This is a genomic window from Brevibacillus sp. 7WMA2 (assembly GCF_010748895.1).
GTDB classification, from domain to species: domain Bacteria; phylum Bacillota; class Bacilli; order Brevibacillales; family Brevibacillaceae; genus Brevibacillus_B; species Brevibacillus_B halotolerans.
This window is the reverse complement of sequence record NZ_CP048799.1, coordinates 134,932-151,592: the sequence shown is the minus strand read 5'-3', so window position 1 is coordinate 151,592 and position 16,661 is coordinate 134,932. Positions and strand designations below refer to the sequence as shown.

At 40.6% G+C, this 16,661-nt stretch carries 22 protein-coding genes and 3 tRNA genes; 11 read left to right on the top strand and 14 right to left on the bottom strand.

What is annotated here, in order from left to right; all coding sequences use genetic code 11:
* Nucleotides 1-64: 64 nt before the first annotated feature.
* Both GOP56_RS00820 and GOP56_RS00815 read right to left on the bottom strand, forming a co-directional pair.
* Nucleotides 65-850, bottom strand: coding sequence for a thermonuclease family protein (locus GOP56_RS00820; protein ID WP_254068532.1), 786 nt, complete (start codon nucleotides 848-850; stop codon nucleotides 65-67).
* Nucleotides 851-1,256: 406 nt separating this feature from the next.
* Nucleotides 1,257-1,691, bottom strand: a complete 435-nt coding sequence (locus tag GOP56_RS00815; RefSeq protein ID WP_163244230.1) for a CBS domain-containing protein — start codon at nucleotides 1,689-1,691, stop codon at nucleotides 1,257-1,259.
* 154 nt (nucleotides 1,692-1,845) lie between these two features.
* On the opposite strand from GOP56_RS00815, the gene GOP56_RS00810 reads away from it, so the two are divergent.
* Nucleotides 1,846-2,184, top strand: coding sequence for a YugN family protein (locus GOP56_RS00810; RefSeq protein ID WP_003338007.1), 339 nt, complete (start codon nucleotides 1,846-1,848; stop codon nucleotides 2,182-2,184).
* 93 nt (nucleotides 2,185-2,277) lie between these two features.
* Complete coding sequence (gene ftsW / locus GOP56_RS00805; RefSeq protein ID WP_163244229.1) at nucleotides 2,278-3,441, top strand: putative lipid II flippase FtsW; 1,164 nt, start codon at nucleotides 2,278-2,280, stop codon at nucleotides 3,439-3,441.
* Nucleotides 3,442-3,536: 95 nt separating this feature from the next.
* Here ftsW and GOP56_RS00800 read toward each other — a convergent pair whose 3' ends face one another.
* Nucleotides 3,537-3,878 (bottom strand): Asp23/Gls24 family envelope stress response protein, encoded by a 342-nt coding sequence (locus tag GOP56_RS00800; protein WP_003344243.1) that lies wholly within the window; start codon nucleotides 3,876-3,878, stop codon nucleotides 3,537-3,539.
* 251 nt (nucleotides 3,879-4,129) lie between these two features.
* On the opposite strand from GOP56_RS00800, the gene sleB reads away from it, so the two are divergent.
* Nucleotides 4,130-4,855 carry a spore cortex-lytic enzyme gene (gene sleB / locus GOP56_RS00795; RefSeq protein WP_003338010.1) on the top strand — a complete coding sequence of 242 codons (726 nt, stop codon included), beginning with the start codon at nucleotides 4,130-4,132 and terminating at the stop codon, nucleotides 4,853-4,855.
* 93 nt (nucleotides 4,856-4,948) lie between these two features.
* Here sleB and GOP56_RS00790 read toward each other — a convergent pair whose 3' ends face one another.
* Nucleotides 4,949-5,203, bottom strand: a complete 255-nt coding sequence (locus GOP56_RS00790) for a hypothetical protein (RefSeq protein ID WP_163244228.1) — start codon at nucleotides 5,201-5,203, stop codon at nucleotides 4,949-4,951.
* 125 nt (nucleotides 5,204-5,328) lie between these two features.
* Between GOP56_RS00790 and cax the strand changes: the two genes are divergently transcribed.
* On the top strand, nucleotides 5,329-6,375 hold the full coding sequence (cax, locus tag GOP56_RS00785) for a calcium/proton exchanger (RefSeq protein WP_003344246.1): 1,047 nt from the start codon (nucleotides 5,329-5,331) through the stop codon (nucleotides 6,373-6,375).
* 55 nt (nucleotides 6,376-6,430) lie between these two features.
* On the opposite strand, the gene GOP56_RS00780 is transcribed toward cax, so the two are convergent.
* Nucleotides 6,431-6,691 (bottom strand): Fpa/YlaN family protein, encoded by a 261-nt coding sequence (locus GOP56_RS00780; RefSeq protein WP_031309229.1) that lies wholly within the window; start codon nucleotides 6,689-6,691, stop codon nucleotides 6,431-6,433.
* A gap of 247 nt (nucleotides 6,692-6,938) precedes the next feature.
* Between GOP56_RS00780 and GOP56_RS00775 the strand changes: the two genes are divergently transcribed.
* Entirely contained in the window at nucleotides 6,939-7,439 is a 501-nt protein-coding gene (locus tag GOP56_RS00775; protein WP_163244227.1) for a hypothetical protein, read from the top strand.
* An 89-nt stretch (nucleotides 7,440-7,528) separates the two neighbouring features.
* Here the strand turns inward: GOP56_RS00775 and GOP56_RS00770 are convergent, their stop codons facing one another.
* Both GOP56_RS00770 and GOP56_RS00765 read right to left on the bottom strand, forming a co-directional pair.
* Nucleotides 7,529-7,660, bottom strand: coding sequence for a sporulation histidine kinase inhibitor Sda (locus GOP56_RS00770; protein ID WP_003344248.1), 132 nt, complete (start codon nucleotides 7,658-7,660; stop codon nucleotides 7,529-7,531).
* 294 nt (nucleotides 7,661-7,954) lie between these two features.
* Nucleotides 7,955-8,149 carry a hypothetical protein gene (locus tag GOP56_RS00765; RefSeq protein ID WP_035293006.1) on the bottom strand — a complete coding sequence of 65 codons (195 nt, stop codon included), beginning with the start codon at nucleotides 8,147-8,149 and terminating at the stop codon, nucleotides 7,955-7,957.
* Between the two features lie 342 nt (nucleotides 8,150-8,491).
* Between GOP56_RS00765 and GOP56_RS00760 the strand changes: the two genes are divergently transcribed.
* Nucleotides 8,492-8,644, top strand: a complete 153-nt coding sequence (locus GOP56_RS00760; protein ID WP_022585015.1) for a hypothetical protein — start codon at nucleotides 8,492-8,494, stop codon at nucleotides 8,642-8,644.
* 109 nt (nucleotides 8,645-8,753) lie between these two features.
* Here GOP56_RS00760 and GOP56_RS00755 read toward each other — a convergent pair whose 3' ends face one another.
* Entirely contained in the window at nucleotides 8,754-9,491 is a 738-nt protein-coding gene (locus GOP56_RS00755) for a hypothetical protein (protein WP_163244225.1), read from the bottom strand.
* Nucleotides 9,492-9,825: 334 nt separating this feature from the next.
* Nucleotides 9,826-9,993, bottom strand: coding sequence for an aspartyl-phosphate phosphatase Spo0E family protein (locus tag GOP56_RS00750; RefSeq protein WP_003344253.1), 168 nt, complete (start codon nucleotides 9,991-9,993; stop codon nucleotides 9,826-9,828).
* 641 nt (nucleotides 9,994-10,634) lie between these two features.
* Between GOP56_RS00750 and GOP56_RS00745 the strand changes: the two genes are divergently transcribed.
* The 4 genes from GOP56_RS00745 to GOP56_RS00730 all read left to right on the top strand — a co-directional run bounded on the left by GOP56_RS00745 (nucleotide 10,635) and on the right by GOP56_RS00730 (nucleotide 13,427).
* Nucleotides 10,635-10,721, top strand: a tRNA-Leu gene (locus GOP56_RS00745).
* 9 nt (nucleotides 10,722-10,730) lie between these two features.
* Nucleotides 10,731-10,804: transfer RNA gene (locus tag GOP56_RS00740), tRNA-Gly, on the top strand.
* Nucleotides 10,805-11,079: 275 nt separating this feature from the next.
* Entirely contained in the window at nucleotides 11,080-12,402 is a 1,323-nt protein-coding gene (locus tag GOP56_RS00735; RefSeq protein WP_003344256.1) for a cytochrome ubiquinol oxidase subunit I, read from the top strand.
* Entirely contained in the window at nucleotides 12,399-13,427 is a 1,029-nt protein-coding gene (locus GOP56_RS00730) for a cytochrome d ubiquinol oxidase subunit II (RefSeq protein ID WP_003344257.1), read from the top strand. Before GOP56_RS00735 ends, GOP56_RS00730 begins: the two co-directional genes overlap by 4 nt.
* Nucleotides 13,428-13,498: 71 nt before the next feature.
* On the opposite strand, the gene GOP56_RS00725 is transcribed toward GOP56_RS00730, so the two are convergent.
* From GOP56_RS00725 to GOP56_RS00705, 5 genes are all read right to left on the bottom strand, one after another.
* On the bottom strand, nucleotides 13,499-13,798 hold the full coding sequence (locus GOP56_RS00725) for a YxcD family protein (RefSeq protein ID WP_003338026.1): 300 nt from the start codon (nucleotides 13,796-13,798) through the stop codon (nucleotides 13,499-13,501).
* Nucleotides 13,786-14,238 (bottom strand): hypothetical protein, encoded by a 453-nt coding sequence (locus tag GOP56_RS00720; protein ID WP_003338027.1) that lies wholly within the window; start codon nucleotides 14,236-14,238, stop codon nucleotides 13,786-13,788. Before GOP56_RS00720 ends, GOP56_RS00725 begins: the two co-directional genes overlap by 13 nt.
* Nucleotides 14,239-14,550: 312 nt before the next feature.
* Nucleotides 14,551-14,623 (bottom strand) — tRNA-Thr (locus tag GOP56_RS00715).
* Nucleotides 14,624-14,795: 172 nt separating this feature from the next.
* Nucleotides 14,796-15,455 (bottom strand): phosphatase PAP2 family protein, encoded by a 660-nt coding sequence (locus GOP56_RS00710; protein WP_163244224.1) that lies wholly within the window; start codon nucleotides 15,453-15,455, stop codon nucleotides 14,796-14,798.
* Between the two features lie 2 nt (nucleotides 15,456-15,457).
* Entirely contained in the window at nucleotides 15,458-15,910 is a 453-nt protein-coding gene (locus tag GOP56_RS00705; protein WP_003338030.1) for a YaiI/YqxD family protein, read from the bottom strand.
* Nucleotides 15,911-16,049: 139 nt separating this feature from the next.
* On the opposite strand from GOP56_RS00705, the gene GOP56_RS00700 reads away from it, so the two are divergent.
* Complete coding sequence (locus tag GOP56_RS00700) at nucleotides 16,050-16,370, top strand: hypothetical protein (protein WP_163244223.1); 321 nt, start codon at nucleotides 16,050-16,052, stop codon at nucleotides 16,368-16,370.
* Nucleotides 16,371-16,661 lie beyond the last annotated feature (291 nt).

The following is a 16,661-nucleotide window of genomic DNA, read 5'->3' as shown; positions in this document are numbered from 1 at the left end:
TTCCGATCTCTCTACATCGTAGTGTATCAGATAACATTATAATATTCAAACAATCATCTAAATGTTATTCCTTTGATTTTCTAAATCCTGCTTTTATTGCAGCTTCTTCGGTATCAAACCACTCTTCTGGTTTTGTTTGCTCATAATAACGTCCACCAGGCACATGATAAATTTTTTCACCCTTTGAATTAATATTTCCTTTGATTTGCTGCTTGCTGTTGTCTTTTTGCGAGCTACTTTCCTTTTGTGAACTACTTTCCTTTTTATCATATTGATTCTTTTGCTTCTTCGAGGATGTATTCATTTGCTTATCCTGATCCGCTTTCTGATAAACATCTAATGCCCAGAGCCCTCGATTATTTTCTCTAGCATCCTGTTCTGCCTTTAAGAACACTTCTGCTTGGGCTACATTAGGTGGAACTGTCATGATGCGAGCGTATCCTTCATGTACAAGATGCTCATTATAGAATGTGCCATCTTCTAAATAAACATAAGCTAATAATCTTTGATATTTATCGAAAGGCTGAACATCGAATTGAAGAGTGACCTCCTTGCCTTCTAACATACTTTTCGAATAGTTACTCGCTTCTTTTCCATATGGCTGTACAGGAGTATTGGGCTTTACCGTCTCTGGTGTATCCACTCCGATTAGCCTTACCTTATCACCTCTTGTTGTTTTAAAGGTATCCCCATCGACCACTCTCTCTATTTTAACTTTCATTTTTCCATTGGGAGTAGGCTCGTTGTTTTCTTGGCTGTCTTTGTCAGTGGCGCATCCACTAACCGCCAAGGCAACACCAAGGGAAAGAATGGCTAATAAATGCTTCGTTTTGGCAAACATTGTTCTCATGTACAAATCCTCCATGCTTTTTGTTTATTTCTACCTTTCCCATCATACCAAACATACGTGCTTGTCTACAGTTTTTCTATTCTTATAAAGCAAAAAACGACCCACAACATCTTGGTAGGCCGCCTTTTTATCCGGTCATTATTCCCAGTCCCAATCAACGAGTAGTACAAATAAAACCACGACGATTATGATGATCCATATCAGTTCCTCGTTATCTCCATTTAAGAAGTCAAAATCGAAAAAACCCATGTGGACCCTCCTTTCCTCTTCGTTACAGCCTATGCGAAAAGGGATAAATTGGGTCCAAAAAAGACAAGCCCAAATATTATGGAATGACACAAAAAAATAAAATAGAAAAAGACACTCGTTTTTCGAGTGCCCACAAATGCTCTCTTCATTTTAAATTTTAATGGCGTGAAGCTGTTTCGGAAATCTCTGCTAACGCTTCTCCAGCCTCATCTTGTAAAATGTTGCGGATTGCCATGTCTCCAATCGCCACAATGCCAACTAATTTTCCGTTATCAACTACCGGCAGACGACGAATTTGATGCTTGGCCATCAGCTTAGCTGCTGCATCCACGGTCATTTCTGGGGTACCAAGCACGATGTCTCTACTCATAACCTCTTCGACCTTACTAGAGCCTTGGTGCTTTTCAGCAAGTCCACGAATGACGATATCACGGTCTGTAATTACTCCGATAACATCTTTTTGCTCATTCACAACTGGGATAACGCCAACGTCCCAATCTCTCATTTTCACCGCTACTTCATATACATTATCTAATAATGTAACGGTAGCAAGATTCTCGGTCATGATTTCACGTAATGTTCTTTTTGCCATTTTTCTTCCTCCTTCCGTACTTAAACAAAGGTTAGTTTCCCCCCTCCTGTATTCTTTCATGCAATCGAGCTATTTTTTACGTCTCATAATCATTGCACAATCAGGAAAAACCTACTATCATAAGGGAGTGAATATCACGAAGGAGGAAGGCAGAATGCTTCTCAAAGAAACGGGAATCGGCGGCCAACAAGGAACTCTAGCCGACTTGGACATTGCTATGGATAGCTTAGGTTTCACGCGTTTTGCTTGGGATTATACCCATGCAACCTACGATTACAAGCTAAAGGATAGAGACACCACGTACTATCTTCGCATTCAAGCACATTGTGTAGAAGGCAAAATGGAAGATCCAGACACTGTATTAAAATTGGACGAGCCATTCATTGGCAAGCATCTGTTCCCGCATGGAATTGATTATGACTGTCCTATGCCAGATGGCGTACTCAACAATGCAAAACAGATTTTACAAGGATTAAAAGACAAATTAGCATAACAGTATGAAGGTTCAGTTTGTTCAAATACTTTACACAAGCAGAGAGGACATACCCACCTCTCTGTTTCATTTCTAGGGGTGATTTCTTTTTCAATGAAAACTCGGGGCGTACCAGATTTTCTCCTACTTTTTTTAACAGTGCTACTTGTAGGCTTTGGCATTACGATGGTAATGAGCTCCAGCTACATCTATGCTCAAACCGGAATATTGACATCCAAAGGTTGTGATCAATGTCTAGGTGACGGTTTGTACTTCGCAAAAAGACAAATCATCTTTGCCATCTTGGGTTTGTTTCTTATGTTCTTTGTTATGAACATCCCCTTCTCCTTTTATAAGAAAAACTTCCTGTTGATTGCCATCGGTAGCTTTTTCTTACTTCTACTTGTTTATATTCCTGGATTTGGGAACAAAGCTAACGGTGCGCAATCATGGATTAAATTAGGCTTTATGAATTTACAAACCTCAGAGGTTGCCAAGCTGGGATTAATTCTGTATCTGTCAGCCCTCATCGCCAAAAAGGGAGATGCCTTCCGAAGCTTCAAAACAGGTTTAATACCACCTTTGACAGTTACGGGTATTTTCTTTTTGATGATTATGGCCCAGCCGGATTTAGGAACTGCAGCCATTATTTTAGGAACGGCTGGGGTTATCTTAATAGCAGGTGGAGCTAATATTAAGCATATCTTTTTGCTTACGGTCCCTCCATCTACTCTGTTTATTACTACTTATATCATGGTAAAACAACATGCTTGGGCACGATTAACCTCTTTTACTAATCCTTGGAATGATCCATTAGATAAAGGATTTCATATGGTTCAATCCCTCTATGCTATTGCACGAGGTGGAATCTTCGGTACAGGGTTCGGGAAAAGCTTGCAGAAGTATCTGTATCTACCTGAGGCATATACCGATTTTATCTTTTCCGTTATTGCTGAAGAGATGGGGCTAATCGGTACCTCAATCTTCCTGCTCTTATATCTGCTGTTAATCATTCGAGGACTGCAGATCAGCTTACGATCAACTGATACCTTTGCTACGCTGGCTGGAACAGGAATTGTTACCATGATTAGCATTCAGGCAATGATTAATATCGGTGGTGTAACAGGTGCTATACCTTTGACAGGTGTACCCTTGCCATTTATCAGTTATGGTGGATCATCCCTGTTGATTTGTATGACGAGCATGGGAATCCTACTAAGCGTATCTCGTGATGTTAATAGACAAAAAAATGCCCAGAGCTCCTCGATGCAAGGATAGGTTTTTCCCCTTCACAAACATAAAAAATCCAACGACAGCAACAAATTCGTCGTTGGATTTTTTCTATTTCTGTGTATACCTATACTTGGTTCTCGTTATTCAATCGTGAGGCCCTCGACGCGTACGTTTACTTCATAAACCGTCAATCCTGTTAAAAACTCCACTGTTTCTTTTACTTTCTCTTGTAGATGCTGGCAGGTCTTGCTAATGATAGTTCCGTATCGAACAGAAACCCATAATGTAATAGAAGCACCCATGTCTCCTATTTCGACCATGATTCCTTTTGCGTTATTCTTCGCACCTAATCGCTTCGTCCATTCATCATAAAATGTAGTAGAACCGCCTACAGCTACCTCTTCAATCTCTTGAGCCGCTACTCCTGCAATAACTGCAACTACTTGATCTGCCACTCTGATTTGGTCTTTCACGGAATCCATCCCTACCGCCTCCTTATGTGAACCGCCCTTATGTAGCGCTACTTACCTGTTGTACATAGTTTACCCAACTAATCATGTGCTGCTTCAAAAATGTTTTTCTTTTATTATAACGGGTTTCGGCAAAGGCTTGAAGCACTATTCTCGAAAATTTTACCAGCTTTTAAACCAATAGAAAATCGGACAAACTACCCTTACAAAACGAACTACCGTTTACTAACGTAGCTTTTTTACAAAAGGGAGGCATACATACAGTGCAAAAAGTTATGTATTGGTGTTTCGGAGTAATCTTGTGTACTGCATTTCTGGTTAGTAGTATTCCAAGTATCACACAAGCATTTACCATGGGTCCTACCTATAAGGAAGGAAGCACAGGGACCAATGTAAGAGAACTACAGGAGAGGCTTAAACATATTGGTTTTTACACAGGAGATATCGATTCTATTTTCGGTCCTCGCACAAGAAATGCTCTGCGTCTTTTTCAATATGAATTTGGCATGACTATTACCGGGGAGCTAGACGATAAAACAAAAGTCCGACTGTACAATGCAACAAAAAATTATGTGATGGGGACTTTTAAACCAAAAGAAAAAGGAAATCAAGTAATCACGGCTTCTAATGGCTTTTCGACTAATGACCTGCAAATTATGGCCCAAGCTGTATATGGAGAAGCACGCGGTGAACCGTATACCGGACAGGTTGCAGTCGCGGCCGTTATTTTAAATCGTACCAAAAGCCCATCCTTCCCTAATTCACCGGCTGCTGTTGTGTTTGAACCACGTGCATTTACAGCTGTAGCTGACGGTCAAATTTATCTATCACCAGATGAAACAGCGCGAAAGGCAGTTCAAGATGCTCTAAAGGGGTGGGACCCTAGTGAAGGCGCTACCTATTATTTTAATCCAGATACAGCAACCTCTGCTTGGATCTGGAGTCGCCCGCAAATTAAAAGGATAGGTAAACACATCTTTTGTAGATAATCATGAGATTTAACCGTATAAAGATGTAAAACCTGGTATAAATCATTACCAGGTTTCTCTCTTTTTAATAGACATAATAATGTTTCAGCGTGCTCATTTTGGTCCAAATGAGTGTTGCGCCATTTTTACAAACCTTTCTTCGCTTTCAATGGTACCACAGATGCCACATTGAACAAGATAGTCATCCCCTTTATACGGCTGATGAAAAGCATCTAATTCCGTTTGCGTCAATTCTTCTACGGTCTCACCGGTTTGCGGATGTAAGCGAACATATTGGGGTTGTTGACGTATGATGGTAAATCTCATACGATTAGTGCGGCATACCGGACAGCAATAGGGAGCAAACATAAAGCACCTCCTTACGTTTTCCTTAGTTTTCCTTTAACGTAAAGGGAATATGCACTCATGAATCTCGATCATCTCTGCAACAAACAGTGGGAAATAAACCGGTAAGAAATGAGGGGTTATATGGTATGAAAAGCATGCGGCTATTTTATTTGCTGGTAGGGGGAAGCTTCGCACTGGCGGCTGGGTTTCACTATTTCACAGAAAATGAAGTATTACGGTTTATCACAGCTTCCTTAGCCATTATCTTTCTCGCATCCTGGTTAGGAAAAGCTACGGAGAATGTCGCTCATTATGCAGGGGATCGCATTGGTGGATTCTTAAACGCAACCTTTGGCAATGCCGCGGAATTAATTATTGCGTTCTTTTTAGTTAGAGAAGGTTTGTTTGAGATGGTAAAAGCGTCTATCACAGGCTCTGTTATCGGAAATCTTTTATTGGTTTTAGGCTTAAGCGTATTGCTTGGTGGTTTAAAATTTAAAGAACAAATCTTTAATAGCCAACTAGCCGGGCACAATGCTTCCATGATGACGTTGGCTTTGGTTTCGTTATTTATTCCTGCTGTCTTTATGTCTGAGCTATCCCTTGATAAGATTAACACTCTGTCGATCGTGATTGCGATCTTATTAATTATTGCGTATGTACTGTGGCTGATCTTCTCGATGGTCACACATAAATCGTTTCTCACTGATGTGGAACAATATGAGAGCGAGGCTATTTGGTCAAAGCCAGTGTCCATCGTCATGCTGGTACTATCAACATTCTTTGTCGCTGTGGTATCCGAGTGGTTAGTACATAGTGTGGAAGCAGTCTCACATACCTTTGGCTGGTCAGAGCTGTTTGTGGGTGCTTTTGTCATTGCTATTATTGGAAATGCCGCGGAGCACAGTGCCGCAGTCCTACTAGCATTGAAAGGGCGTATCGGCGCAGCTGTGGAAATTGCTGTGGGTTCTAGTTTACAAGTAGCTTTGTTCGTAGCTCCCACACTGGTCTTAATCAGTCTCTTATTCGGTTCTCCTATGAACATCGTTTTTACTGTACCAGAGCTCACAGCAATTGCCGTATCAACCATTATCACGATTTCGATCTGTCGAGACGGTAAAACCAATTGGTTCGAAGGAGTATTGCTGTTAATTGTGTATCTGATTCTTGGTACAGCCTTCTTCTTCGATTAGATCGTCCACACGTAACAAAAACTCGCTAAGGAAAGAAAGCTTTCCTAGCGAGTTTTTATTTTTTTTCGTTAAAGAGCTCGTGTAAATCGGCTAATTTGTGTTCAAGATTTTCCAGAATAGACCTGCCTTCATCTTCCTCTACTACACCTAGGCGAACAGCGAACTCGATTTCACGCGACAAACCGAACATCTGTGTATCAAGCACCTCTTCGTATAAAGGACACTGTGGCATGTTCAAGTTCTCCATCTGAACATCAATTAATTTATATATTTTATCCGCATCTGCTCTTAATAACGCTAAAGCTTTATTGGCCATATCGTTATGAATTTTTACGTCTGTCAAAACCTATCCCTCCGTTTGGACACGTCCTTACCATACATACATAGTACGTCATAACGAGTCATTTGAAAAGGGGATAACCTTTTATTCATAGTGCATAATATGTTAAACGGCTGTGAAAACGTTGCCAATAAACTCTTCTAACCAACACATTCATTGCGGCACTCTACATCCTGCGATACAATAATGAAGTAGGAAAAGGCTAACAGAGAGGAAGACCAAAATGGCAGACGTGATTGTAGTAAAGGGAGCTGTAGAATTCCCTATCACCATTGATCCAAGCGTGTGGGTGTTTGATGACCGAAAATTCGAACTGTCTTCTTATAAGGAGCAGGAGCATCTGGAATTACAAGAGACAAATAGATATATCCGTAGTGCAGCCCTGCATTGGGAAAAAGAAATGAAGGAAGGCGCCACTCCTCCTAGTCAACGCAAAAGCTTGGTTGAAGAACGAAAAGTGCTTGAGGGCGATTATGCAATCAAATTTGCACCTTTTTTGGAAAATGCCAAGCCTCATCCGAACGCCACGACTCTACGTATTCACCGTGAGCAACAAGATTATGTAGATGTTTCTCTGGAAAAATCCAAGCAAATCATTCTTCAATTCTCAAAAGACGGTAAACCAATTCGAGACAAAGGACCGGTCTTTTTATATTTCCCAGAAGATCTACAAGAAAACAAGCAACCCCTACATAACATTACAATGTTTGAAGTCCTGCTATAAGCAAAAAATAAGTGCCACCCTTCCATAGGGTGGCTATCTCGATTTGCCCGTTTTCTAGTTTATGTTTGTAAGTCTAATACCTACATAACTCAAGCACTTTGAAAAGAGAGTTTCCTACGCGCCATTTCAGCTTCTACCAAGAAAATAAAATCGGCATCGAGATGAAGGGCGACTGCACGTTGATATACTTCTATCAACATCGTATCACTTAAGTATCTCACGCTTGTCACCTCCCTTTTATTCTATACCGTATTGTATCAGCTATTAAAAAAACGAACAATCGTTCCGATATCCACAAGTGCTGTGGAAATCCTGTTGATAGCCTGTGGGGTAATTGTGCAAAAGACGTATAAATGTATATATACTCTTGTGGATTTCTTTTTTTGAATTATCCACAAATAATTACATATTGTCGAAAAATATAGATTTCATACAAAAAAAAGACGGCCGTAATGGCCGCCTCTCTTTCTATCCGAGTCACTTTTATGTTCGATATTCGCTTTTTGAGTATGAGACTAGTGCATGGAGACACGAATAATCTCGGTGACAACAACCATAGCGAAGACAGCAAACCCGAATGAACCAGTGAAGAATAACATGTGGCGAATTTTCTTTTTATCTTCCACCTTATGTCCCTCGCTTTCAACCAGAATTCCTACTCCGGTAGTATTATATATATCCATACGTATGAGGAGGCCATTTCGTTTCAATTTTTGTTTACTCTTCTATCTCTTTTTACCCCGAATTTCTGAGTTAAATCGACATCAGCGGAAAAAAATCCGCAAGCATTAGATAGCTACTCTCTTTGTTTGTATTGCCATTCTTTTATCCATTCGATACATATGCCAGCATACAAGTAGCCCGATTGCTAGACACCTAGCTATATCCCACGTCTGCAAGTAGATAGGATTCATCTCGCCCTCGATTTCGTATAAGAAGGGGCGGTATTCCAGTATTCCCACTGTGGGAAAGTGGCTGGGATTTACGGTAATGTGGACATGAACTGTATGGAAAAAGATTTTTGGGATGCAATTATAAAGGAGGAAACAACGATGGATAGAATGCTTGCAGATGAGATCATTTTAGTATTCAAAACACAATGGAAAGTTAGTGATGCAATGGGAATGAAGAATCTGACTCAATATCTTGGGGAACGGGCAGATTGGGTAAGGATTGCTAGTGGACAGGAGCCGCAGAATAAGTAATTTTTGTTTCATGAAAAGGAATAAATAATGATAATAAAAGAACAAACGTCCGAATTTAGGTTCGGACGTTTGTTTACGTAATGCTTATATTCAGAATCAAACCTAGGGTTTAACCTTGAATCCAATCTGTAACAGCTAAACTTGATCTTTTAGGAACCATAAATGTTCCGCTTCCAATATATCTTGAGCCAAAAATAGAGTCATCGTAAAGCTTGAAGAAAGTAGATTTATATACTGGGTATCCCACAACAATCCAAGTCTTTTTAGCAGGTATTGATTCATTTTGTACATTTACTGTTGTTGAAACACCTACAGTACTTCCTACCGAATACCCGAACTCTGCAGATACTACATCATTATAGCTTGCTCCGAATGTTGCATTAAGTTCTACACTTACATCTTCATTTGCTGATAAAGCGATTTCTGCCTTGCAAGAACCTGACTTTTTGTTACAAAAATATTTACCCCGGGCAATTTCGTCTGATCCATCTACATTTTTGGTTTTCTCTTTTTCAAAACGATATCCCCCAAGAGCTAATGTTTTATTTTTGTGTTCATTTCCGTGTTTTTGTTCCATTTCTGCAGGCGTATCAATTACTCGTATTGATCGTAACTTAGCTGTTTGAGAAGGTTTTTCCAAACCGTATTTTTTTACTAATTCTTCCTGGTTTTCAGGAGTTGCATAGATAACCTCATTAGTCTTAACTGGTTGCTCATTTAGGTAGACAAAATCTTCATTTGGTGTTTCATGTTTTTTCGCACTTACACCTGATAACCCTAACCCCGAAAAGACTGTTACAGATAATACCAAAAGTGTTGCTAATGAAGCAAGAGTCTTTTTTTTCATACTATCCTCCCCAACGATACTAATAAGCTAATATTAAAATATTAACATATTTTCTGGAATTTGGTTCGTTTTATGGACTTTTTAGGTTTACTATTTCTTGTTTCGAGAAAAACGTCTACATCTCTGGCTTACTTTTCAGACCTAGACGATGTGCTAACCACTTTGTCTTAGTTTTTGTTTTCTGATTCTTCTTGCATGATCACTGTCTCGATGGGAGTCACCCCATACTAACCTCCTAAGAGGTCTTCAATGAATAGCTGAACCACGGCTTTATAATTATTCCCCGTACTGGGCTTTGTAAAGTTTCCCGTACAACTTTATTCATATCGACCAACTAGCGTCTATGCTTCTGTAAGATTACGATGTACTCATCTAGTTGTTGGCTCAGTTGTAGTACGGTTGGGTGTAGAAATGAGCCTTTTTTGAAGTATAACTGTTCTAGTTCTTGGCGGAGGATTTCTATAAGCTTCTGTAGATCATCTTTCGATTGGGTATTTTCCATTTCACATTCCTTTATTTGAGTGATACAATTAATCCGAATAACAATTTTTGTTATTCATGATGGTGGGGCGTTCCAGTTAGTATGGCGACTAGGGAACGTCCCTTTGAGTTATAAGAAAAAATTCCAAACCCTCCTTTCTTCCTCCTGTGGATTATTTTACCATACCTTTTCGATATTTGATGTGGAATAAAAAATTTGAAACGTTCTTCAAATTCCGACAATAAATCACAAAATTTTCACAAAAAAAAGACGCTAATTAATAGCGCCTTGAAAAATCATGGTTATAGTCAAACCTCTTCCTATAATTTACAGTGACAGCGTATTAAGTACAATTCGAAAGTTTCTGAACAAAAAAGAACGCCAGCCACGAAGAACGAGATTAGACCTTAATCATTTAGCTGTTCTCAACCTGACCTCATCTTATGTTAGAAAAATGCGTTGATATTTCGGAATAATTCGGATATTGACAGGTATAGCCCGTTTGGTTTAAAATAGATTTTGTCAGTTGCGAGGCGCGCTTTTGTAGAGTCTAATCCGTAATAGTGCGATAGTCCAACGTTATAGCCTAACGGTTGCCAGAACGATCTATTACAGGACGTCAATAAAGACGCGGTCACAACGCTAGAAAACGCACTAATTTTGCGGTCATGGCGGAATTGGCAGACGCGCTAGATTCAGGTTCTAGTGGTGGCAACACCGTGGAGGTTCAAGTCCTCTTGTCCGCACCAATCATATATGCGGGTGTAGTTCAATGGTAGAACTCCAGCCTTCCAAGCTGGTCGCGTGGGTTCGATTCCCATCACCCGCTCCATACAATATAACCATCGTAAAAGACCTTGTTAACAAGGTCTTTTTTATTTTTATCTGTTACCTACTTTTTTCATAACTATACCTAGTGAGAGCAAATTGGGGACTAATAAAAAGTAATTGCAACAATGAATGTTTGATATTTTAGAACGATAGGTATAGCGATGGTGGGGTCAATATTGAAAGCCAAATGGAGCCTTTTTCCAACCTTCATGCATAATAACAGGAAAAAAATGCAAAGGTAAGGAGGAACTTGTTACGGAGAAAGGTTGTTGGGATATGGATCAAATTCTGATCGCCAGAAGCACCTTTGGTATGACGATGGGCTTTCATATTATTTTTGCTTCGCTTGGCGTTGGCTTGCCGTTAATGATTTTAATCGCAGAGCTGTTGTATCAGCGCACAAAGGACGCCGACTATTCCCTAATGGCAAAGCGCTGGACCAAAGGACAGGCCATTTTACTTGGAATCGCTATTCCCTCTGGAACGATCTCAGGTGTGCAATTATCCTTACTATGGCCCGGTTTTATGGAAGTCGTCGGCAAGGTTATCTCTCTCCCCTTCCAAATTGAAATCTTTGCTTTTTTTTTAGAAGCCTTGTTTTTATCTATTTATGTATATGCAGCACACCGTCTCTCTCCCAAAATGCGAATTGTAAGTGTACTACTTGTTTTAATTGGGGCCACTGCTTCCGCTGTGCTCATTACCAATGTTCACGCCTTTGAAGGGACTCCGACCGGCTTTCATTTGGTCAATGGAGAAGTGGTTGACGTCGACCCTTGGAAAGCATTTTTTAACCCTAGCTTTTTTGTTACAGCCGGGCATGTCGTTGTTTCCGCCTATATGACAGGTGCGTTTGTCATTGCATCGATCGCGGCCTATAAAATGCTGAAGGTCAATAAAACGTCTCGTGAATATGCCTTTCATCAAAAAGCCTTATTAATGGGGCTGGTCATCGGTGGTACATTTTCCTTACTGACAGGGATCAATGGACATGATTCTGCTCAGCATTTGCATCAATATCAACCAGAAAAATTGGCCGCGGCAGAGGGTTTATTTGAGACACAGTCCCATGCTCCTCTTGTTATCGGTGGAATCACGGATGAGGCGACACAGCAAGTAAAATATGGACTTGAAATTCCTTGGGTGCTAAGTGTGCTAGCGGGAAATACACCAAATGAGGTGGTCGTAGGGCTAAATGATTTCCCGCGGGACGAATGGCCTCCACTCTTTGTCCATACCCTCTTTAATTTTATGGTGTTGGTTGGTGGTGCACTCATTTTTGTTGGTTTTATCGGTTTTGTTTGGAAAAAATGGCTCAAGCATTCTCATTATCCTCGATGGGTATTGTGGATTTTTGTCCTAAGTGGACCTTTATCTATGCTAGGTATTGAGGCTGGCTGGATTTTCGCATGTACCGGCCGTCAGCCTTGGATTTTATATCGTGTGATGAAAACAGCAGATGCTACTACCCAGTCACAGGGCTTAGGTGCGCTATTTCTGTTATTCTTAGGAATCTATCTGTTCATGGCTATCGCAACAATCCTAGTCTTCCGTTATTATTTCCGCCGACATCCCATCAGCTTGGAGGGAGAAGCATGAGTGATACCATTATTGCAGTTACCATGCTGTGGGGGTTCGTCTTTATCTATTCGGTCGCTGCTTCCATCGACTTTGGTGCGGGCTTTTGGTCTATGATTTATCGGGATCGCGATCAGACCAAAGCAACCCAAATCGCTAATCGTTATCTTTCTCCCTCTTGGGAAGTAACGAATGTCTTTATCGTACTGATCGTCATAGCACTTGTTACCTTTTTCCCGGGAGCTACCTATACGTTAGGCACTGTATTGATTATACCTGGCAGTTTAATATTGCTCTTGCTGTTGTTGCGAAGTGCCTTCTTGGTTTTTTCTCATGTAGTAGAGGATTATCGTAAAATGATGTCGATAATCTCAGGCATTACGGGTATCTTGATTCCTGCCCTATTAATCAGTGTATTGCCAATCACACAGGGCGGCTTTATTACACTTGAAAACGGCTACGAACAGCTTCAGCTACTCAGACTGTTTTCAAGTCCACATGAATATATGTATATTGGGCTGGCGATTACTAGTACTCTTTTTCTTTCCTCACTTTTGCTAGCCGATTTTTCCAATGTTCTTGGCGAACGGGAAGCATTTCAAATTTATCGCAGAGATGCTCGGATTGTAGGCCCTATCACAATTGTGCTGGCCATTGCGGTCGTAATTACCATGTCCAGCGAGGCCTCTTGGATTTATGCCAATTTGCGTTCTCAGACTGGCTGGCTAGTCGCTTCTGCTGGCTTTTTCCTACTCTCTTACGCATCGTTATATGCTACATCTAGACGAAAAGGCTGGCTTAGCTTCCCACGCTTCGCTACCATTGCTGCTATCATTCAGTACCTGTTAGCCAGCTATGCCTATGGTGTAGCTCATCTTCCTTATTTGGTTTATCCAAATGTTACGATCGAATCAGGCTTCACACATCCAAATAATTTTCGGGCTATGTTTGTTGTCTATATCGTAGGATTTGCTATTCTTACTCCGGGCTTTCTATACTTCTGGCGTTTATTTATGAATGATACAAGAGAAGCCAAAAAGTCGTAATAGGCTACCTAAAAATGTAGTTACACACGCAAAAAGCCACGCAGAGTGTAGATACTCCACGTGGCTTTTTATCATTCGTTGTAGGATACAAGAGCGATCATGCCCTCTTCATCATCAATATCTAGCTGAATGCGAGCTGAAAATGGATCTAGCTCCATCTGATCACGCAAGTACTTGCGCAGGGCCTCTAGCATATTGGCCTCAATCAGAACCTGCTCTCGCTCGTTCGCATTCACTTCGGCAGAATAACCATATTCCTCATCCCACATCAGTTCGACATTTACCTGATAAGGTTCGATCTCTCTTTTCTCAGCAATGTAAAGACAAATTGCGTTAATAAGATCCTGTTCTAATAGTCTTATTGTTTCCATCGGTTTTCCTGTTCCTTATATTTATTATTGTTTTTATTATTTCGCACCATCTGGAAGAGACGAACCACCAGCAAGACAATCCCTACTAGCATCAGGATATTCAATAATGCAGCCGCAAACGCTCCAAAACCACCTAGGTGACCTAACAGACCACCAAACAACATACCTGCCAATCCACCAAACAATAAGCCTTTCATGAAACCGCCGCTTTTGCTAGCAGTATTTGCTGCTGGTGCAGTAGTGTTTGTTTTGCTGTTTACGTTTTGATCTTGCTTTGCATTAGATTTTGGAGTAGTTGTACTTTGTGTAGGTTGGAATGATTTCGAACCAGACTTGTATCCACCACCGCGCTTTGCGTCTACTTCATGAGCGTTTATTCCAACGGTCGTAAACATTAATGCTAATGCCATGAAGACCATCAATAGCTTGTTTCTTTTCATAATAAGATATATTCCCCTCTCTTTTCGACTGACAGGTAAGGTATACGATCAGACAGGTAAAAGGTTTCACCATGTAAGAAGTTTTTTGAAGAAAAATGACTCTTCCAGCCGTGTATCGTTCTCAAAAGTAACAACTCTTTTGCGGGCTGATGCATACCAACACAATATAAGTGTTTATGCATATCATTGTAACACAGATTTCGCTTTTTTCCAGAAAAAAGCAACAGTAAAACTGTAAAAAATAATTTTCTCAATAAAAAGAGACGCTACCCTGCTAGGTTACGCCTCATCAATCTATAACGGAGAAAGGAATGCACCCGACAGGAATCGAACCTGCGACCTCTTCCTTACCATGGAAACGCTCTACCGACTGAGCTACAGGAGCATGGCTCCTCAGCAGGACTCGAACCGCCAGCCTACTGGTTAACAGCCGGTTGCTCCACCATTGAGCTACTGAGTAATAGTCAGATAAATTCAACAATTAATATTTACCCTACCATACTTCCCATTTATATGTCAACAGAGTTCGTTTGGCCACTTCTTTTTTTCAGCCTTACCTAATTTAGAGCTCGTGCCTGTCTTCTTTCATACAAATAGGCTGATACAAGGATACATCCAGCAGAATATAACCAAGCTGCCACAACATCACTGAAGAAATGCACTCCTAAATAAATTCGGCTGCATCCAACCAATAAAGGAATGGCAATGCCTATCATCGGCCAAATCCATGCGTTTGTACGCCCACGCTGATGCTTCCATAGCAAATAGGCTCCCATTCCAAAAAATAAGGTACTAAATGTCGTATGCCCACTAGGGAAGGACCATGAGGAAGGAAGATCAATCAAATTTACATCAATAGGCCGCTCGCGCATAATCGTTCTTTTTAGAATTTCTTTTCCTAAAAAACCAAAAGCTAGCGTCCCCAGAAAAAACCAGGACTCTATCCGATGCTTTTTCCACCAGCCTGTGACAAACAGGACTACCACAATCACTAAAATGTACACATCTCCCAATTGGGTAATAGCATGCATAATAATCGTTAAGTAGGGCTTGCGTACTTCCTTACTCATCATGATGCCCCATTCATCCATCACATGAGAACCGAGCCCAATGACCAGATAGGTTATCCAAAAGAAAGCGATAAATAAAATAGCTGCTATCAATAGAGAAAACCTGCTATGAAAGGGTGAGGCGTCTTGCATCCTGTCTTTTTTCATCACTACTCGCCTCCCCCCTGTATCAGGTGCGTCAGTGCTTCCCGGAAATGTTGGTCGTCCATTGGAGTTCTAGCGTGCGGTCCTTTTGTTCGTCCACCGCCACGTCGGAATCTCGCCTTTTCATTACGTACTTCTAAATCAAATGTAATGTTATCTGAAGTGAAAATTTTACCATGTGGTGTCAGGGCTCTGGCCCCCTTCCCCATTACCATAGCGCCCAAACCAATATCCTGCGTCACCACGATATCGCCTGCTTTCGCTTCATTCGTTAAACGAATATCCACTGCTTGTGAGCCTGCATCTACAACCACATGATTATCATGCTGAAATTGATGGTTATAGCTAGCGAAGGTGATCAGCTCATAGCCGTATAGTTGACATAGCTCGACTGCTATCTGGAGAGCCTTTTTGGGACAAGCATCTGCATCTATTAAGACTCTAGATTTTTGATTCATATTATATTCCTTTCATATAACTGTATCCTGCATACATCAGCTTTTCTATATATGCAGTTTTATGTAGCATAGCTCTATATTATTTGCTCTTTTTCGTATACGATAATTATAGCATGCTTTGCTGAAGGGAGTCAGATACGTGGTACGTTATGAATTCAAACATGAGGAGCGGCTTGGCATTCTCATTCCCTTTCTCTATTTGGAATGGGAAGAATACGATCCTGCTGAGAGGGCCGATATCTTGTTGCAATGGGAAGAAATTCGTTCTAGAATACCAGATCGCGTGATCGCTCTTGAAGCTGTTATTAACCAAAAACAAGCGGAGCTCTATCAGGAAGAGGATTTTGAACGTTCGTGTGAGCTTAATTCTGAAATTGCTGAGTTAGCGAGTACAATCAATGATCTAAACATTTGGTTTCGTATTCAGCAGGATTTTGAACCGACTGAAATACACGGGTGATATTTCTATGCTTGAGGTGTAAGCAACTCGGTTTTTGTGTATGAAAATAAGTATAAAACTATGTTTCTCGTACGTTTTTTATACGACATGATAACTAATACCTAATAAAAACAAAAATACCCATTGAACCTTTCTATCAAAGGAAAAATGGGTTTTATGACTACTTTTTCACGAAGGCAAGAGAAGAATCGCTCCGATTTTCAAACTAATTTTTTCTGTTTGCTTTCAAAGGGTTTCCGCTTCATGTGTTCAGACTTGTAATGCTAAATCCCGGCCCCTATTATCAACAGA

Coding starts and splice junctions, on each gene's coding strand:
- GOP56_RS00820 (WP_254068532.1), bottom strand. CDS start 850: ATGAGAACAATGTTTGCCAAAACGAAGCATTTATTAGCCATTCTTTCC.
- GOP56_RS00815 (WP_163244230.1), bottom strand. CDS start 1,691: ATGGCAAAAAGAACATTACGTGAAATCATGACCGAGAATCTTGCTACC.
- GOP56_RS00810 (WP_003338007.1), top strand. CDS start 1,846: ATGCTTCTCAAAGAAACGGGAATCGGCGGCCAACAAGGAACTCTAGCC.
- ftsW (WP_163244229.1), top strand. CDS start 2,278: ATGAAAACTCGGGGCGTACCAGATTTTCTCCTACTTTTTTTAACAGTG.
- GOP56_RS00800 (WP_003344243.1), bottom strand. CDS start 3,878: ATGGATTCCGTGAAAGACCAAATCAGAGTGGCAGATCAAGTAGTTGCA.
- GOP56_RS00790 (WP_163244228.1), bottom strand. CDS start 5,203: ATGTTTGCTCCCTATTGCTGTCCGGTATGCCGCACTAATCGTATGAGA.
- cax (WP_003344246.1), top strand. CDS start 5,329: ATGAAAAGCATGCGGCTATTTTATTTGCTGGTAGGGGGAAGCTTCGCA.
- GOP56_RS00780 (WP_031309229.1), bottom strand. CDS start 6,691: ATGGCCAATAAAGCTTTAGCGTTATTAAGAGCAGATGCGGATAAAATA.
- GOP56_RS00775 (WP_163244227.1), top strand. CDS start 6,939: ATGGCAGACGTGATTGTAGTAAAGGGAGCTGTAGAATTCCCTATCACC.
- GOP56_RS00760 (WP_022585015.1), top strand. CDS start 8,492: ATGGATAGAATGCTTGCAGATGAGATCATTTTAGTATTCAAAACACAA.
- GOP56_RS00755 (WP_163244225.1), bottom strand. CDS start 9,491: ATGAAAAAAAAGACTCTTGCTTCATTAGCAACACTTTTGGTATTATCT.
- GOP56_RS00750 (WP_003344253.1), bottom strand. CDS start 9,993: ATGGAAAATACCCAATCGAAAGATGATCTACAGAAGCTTATAGAAATC.
- GOP56_RS00735 (WP_003344256.1), top strand. CDS start 11,080: ATGGATCAAATTCTGATCGCCAGAAGCACCTTTGGTATGACGATGGGC.
- GOP56_RS00730 (WP_003344257.1), top strand. CDS start 12,399: ATGAGTGATACCATTATTGCAGTTACCATGCTGTGGGGGTTCGTCTTT.
- GOP56_RS00725 (WP_003338026.1), bottom strand. CDS start 13,798: ATGGAAACAATAAGACTATTAGAACAGGATCTTATTAACGCAATTTGT.
- GOP56_RS00720 (WP_003338027.1), bottom strand. CDS start 14,238: ATGAAAAGAAACAAGCTATTGATGGTCTTCATGGCATTAGCATTAATG.
- GOP56_RS00710 (WP_163244224.1), bottom strand. CDS start 15,455: ATGAAAAAAGACAGGATGCAAGACGCCTCACCCTTTCATAGCAGGTTT.
- GOP56_RS00705 (WP_003338030.1), bottom strand. CDS start 15,910: ATGAATCAAAAATCTAGAGTCTTAATAGATGCAGATGCTTGTCCCAAA.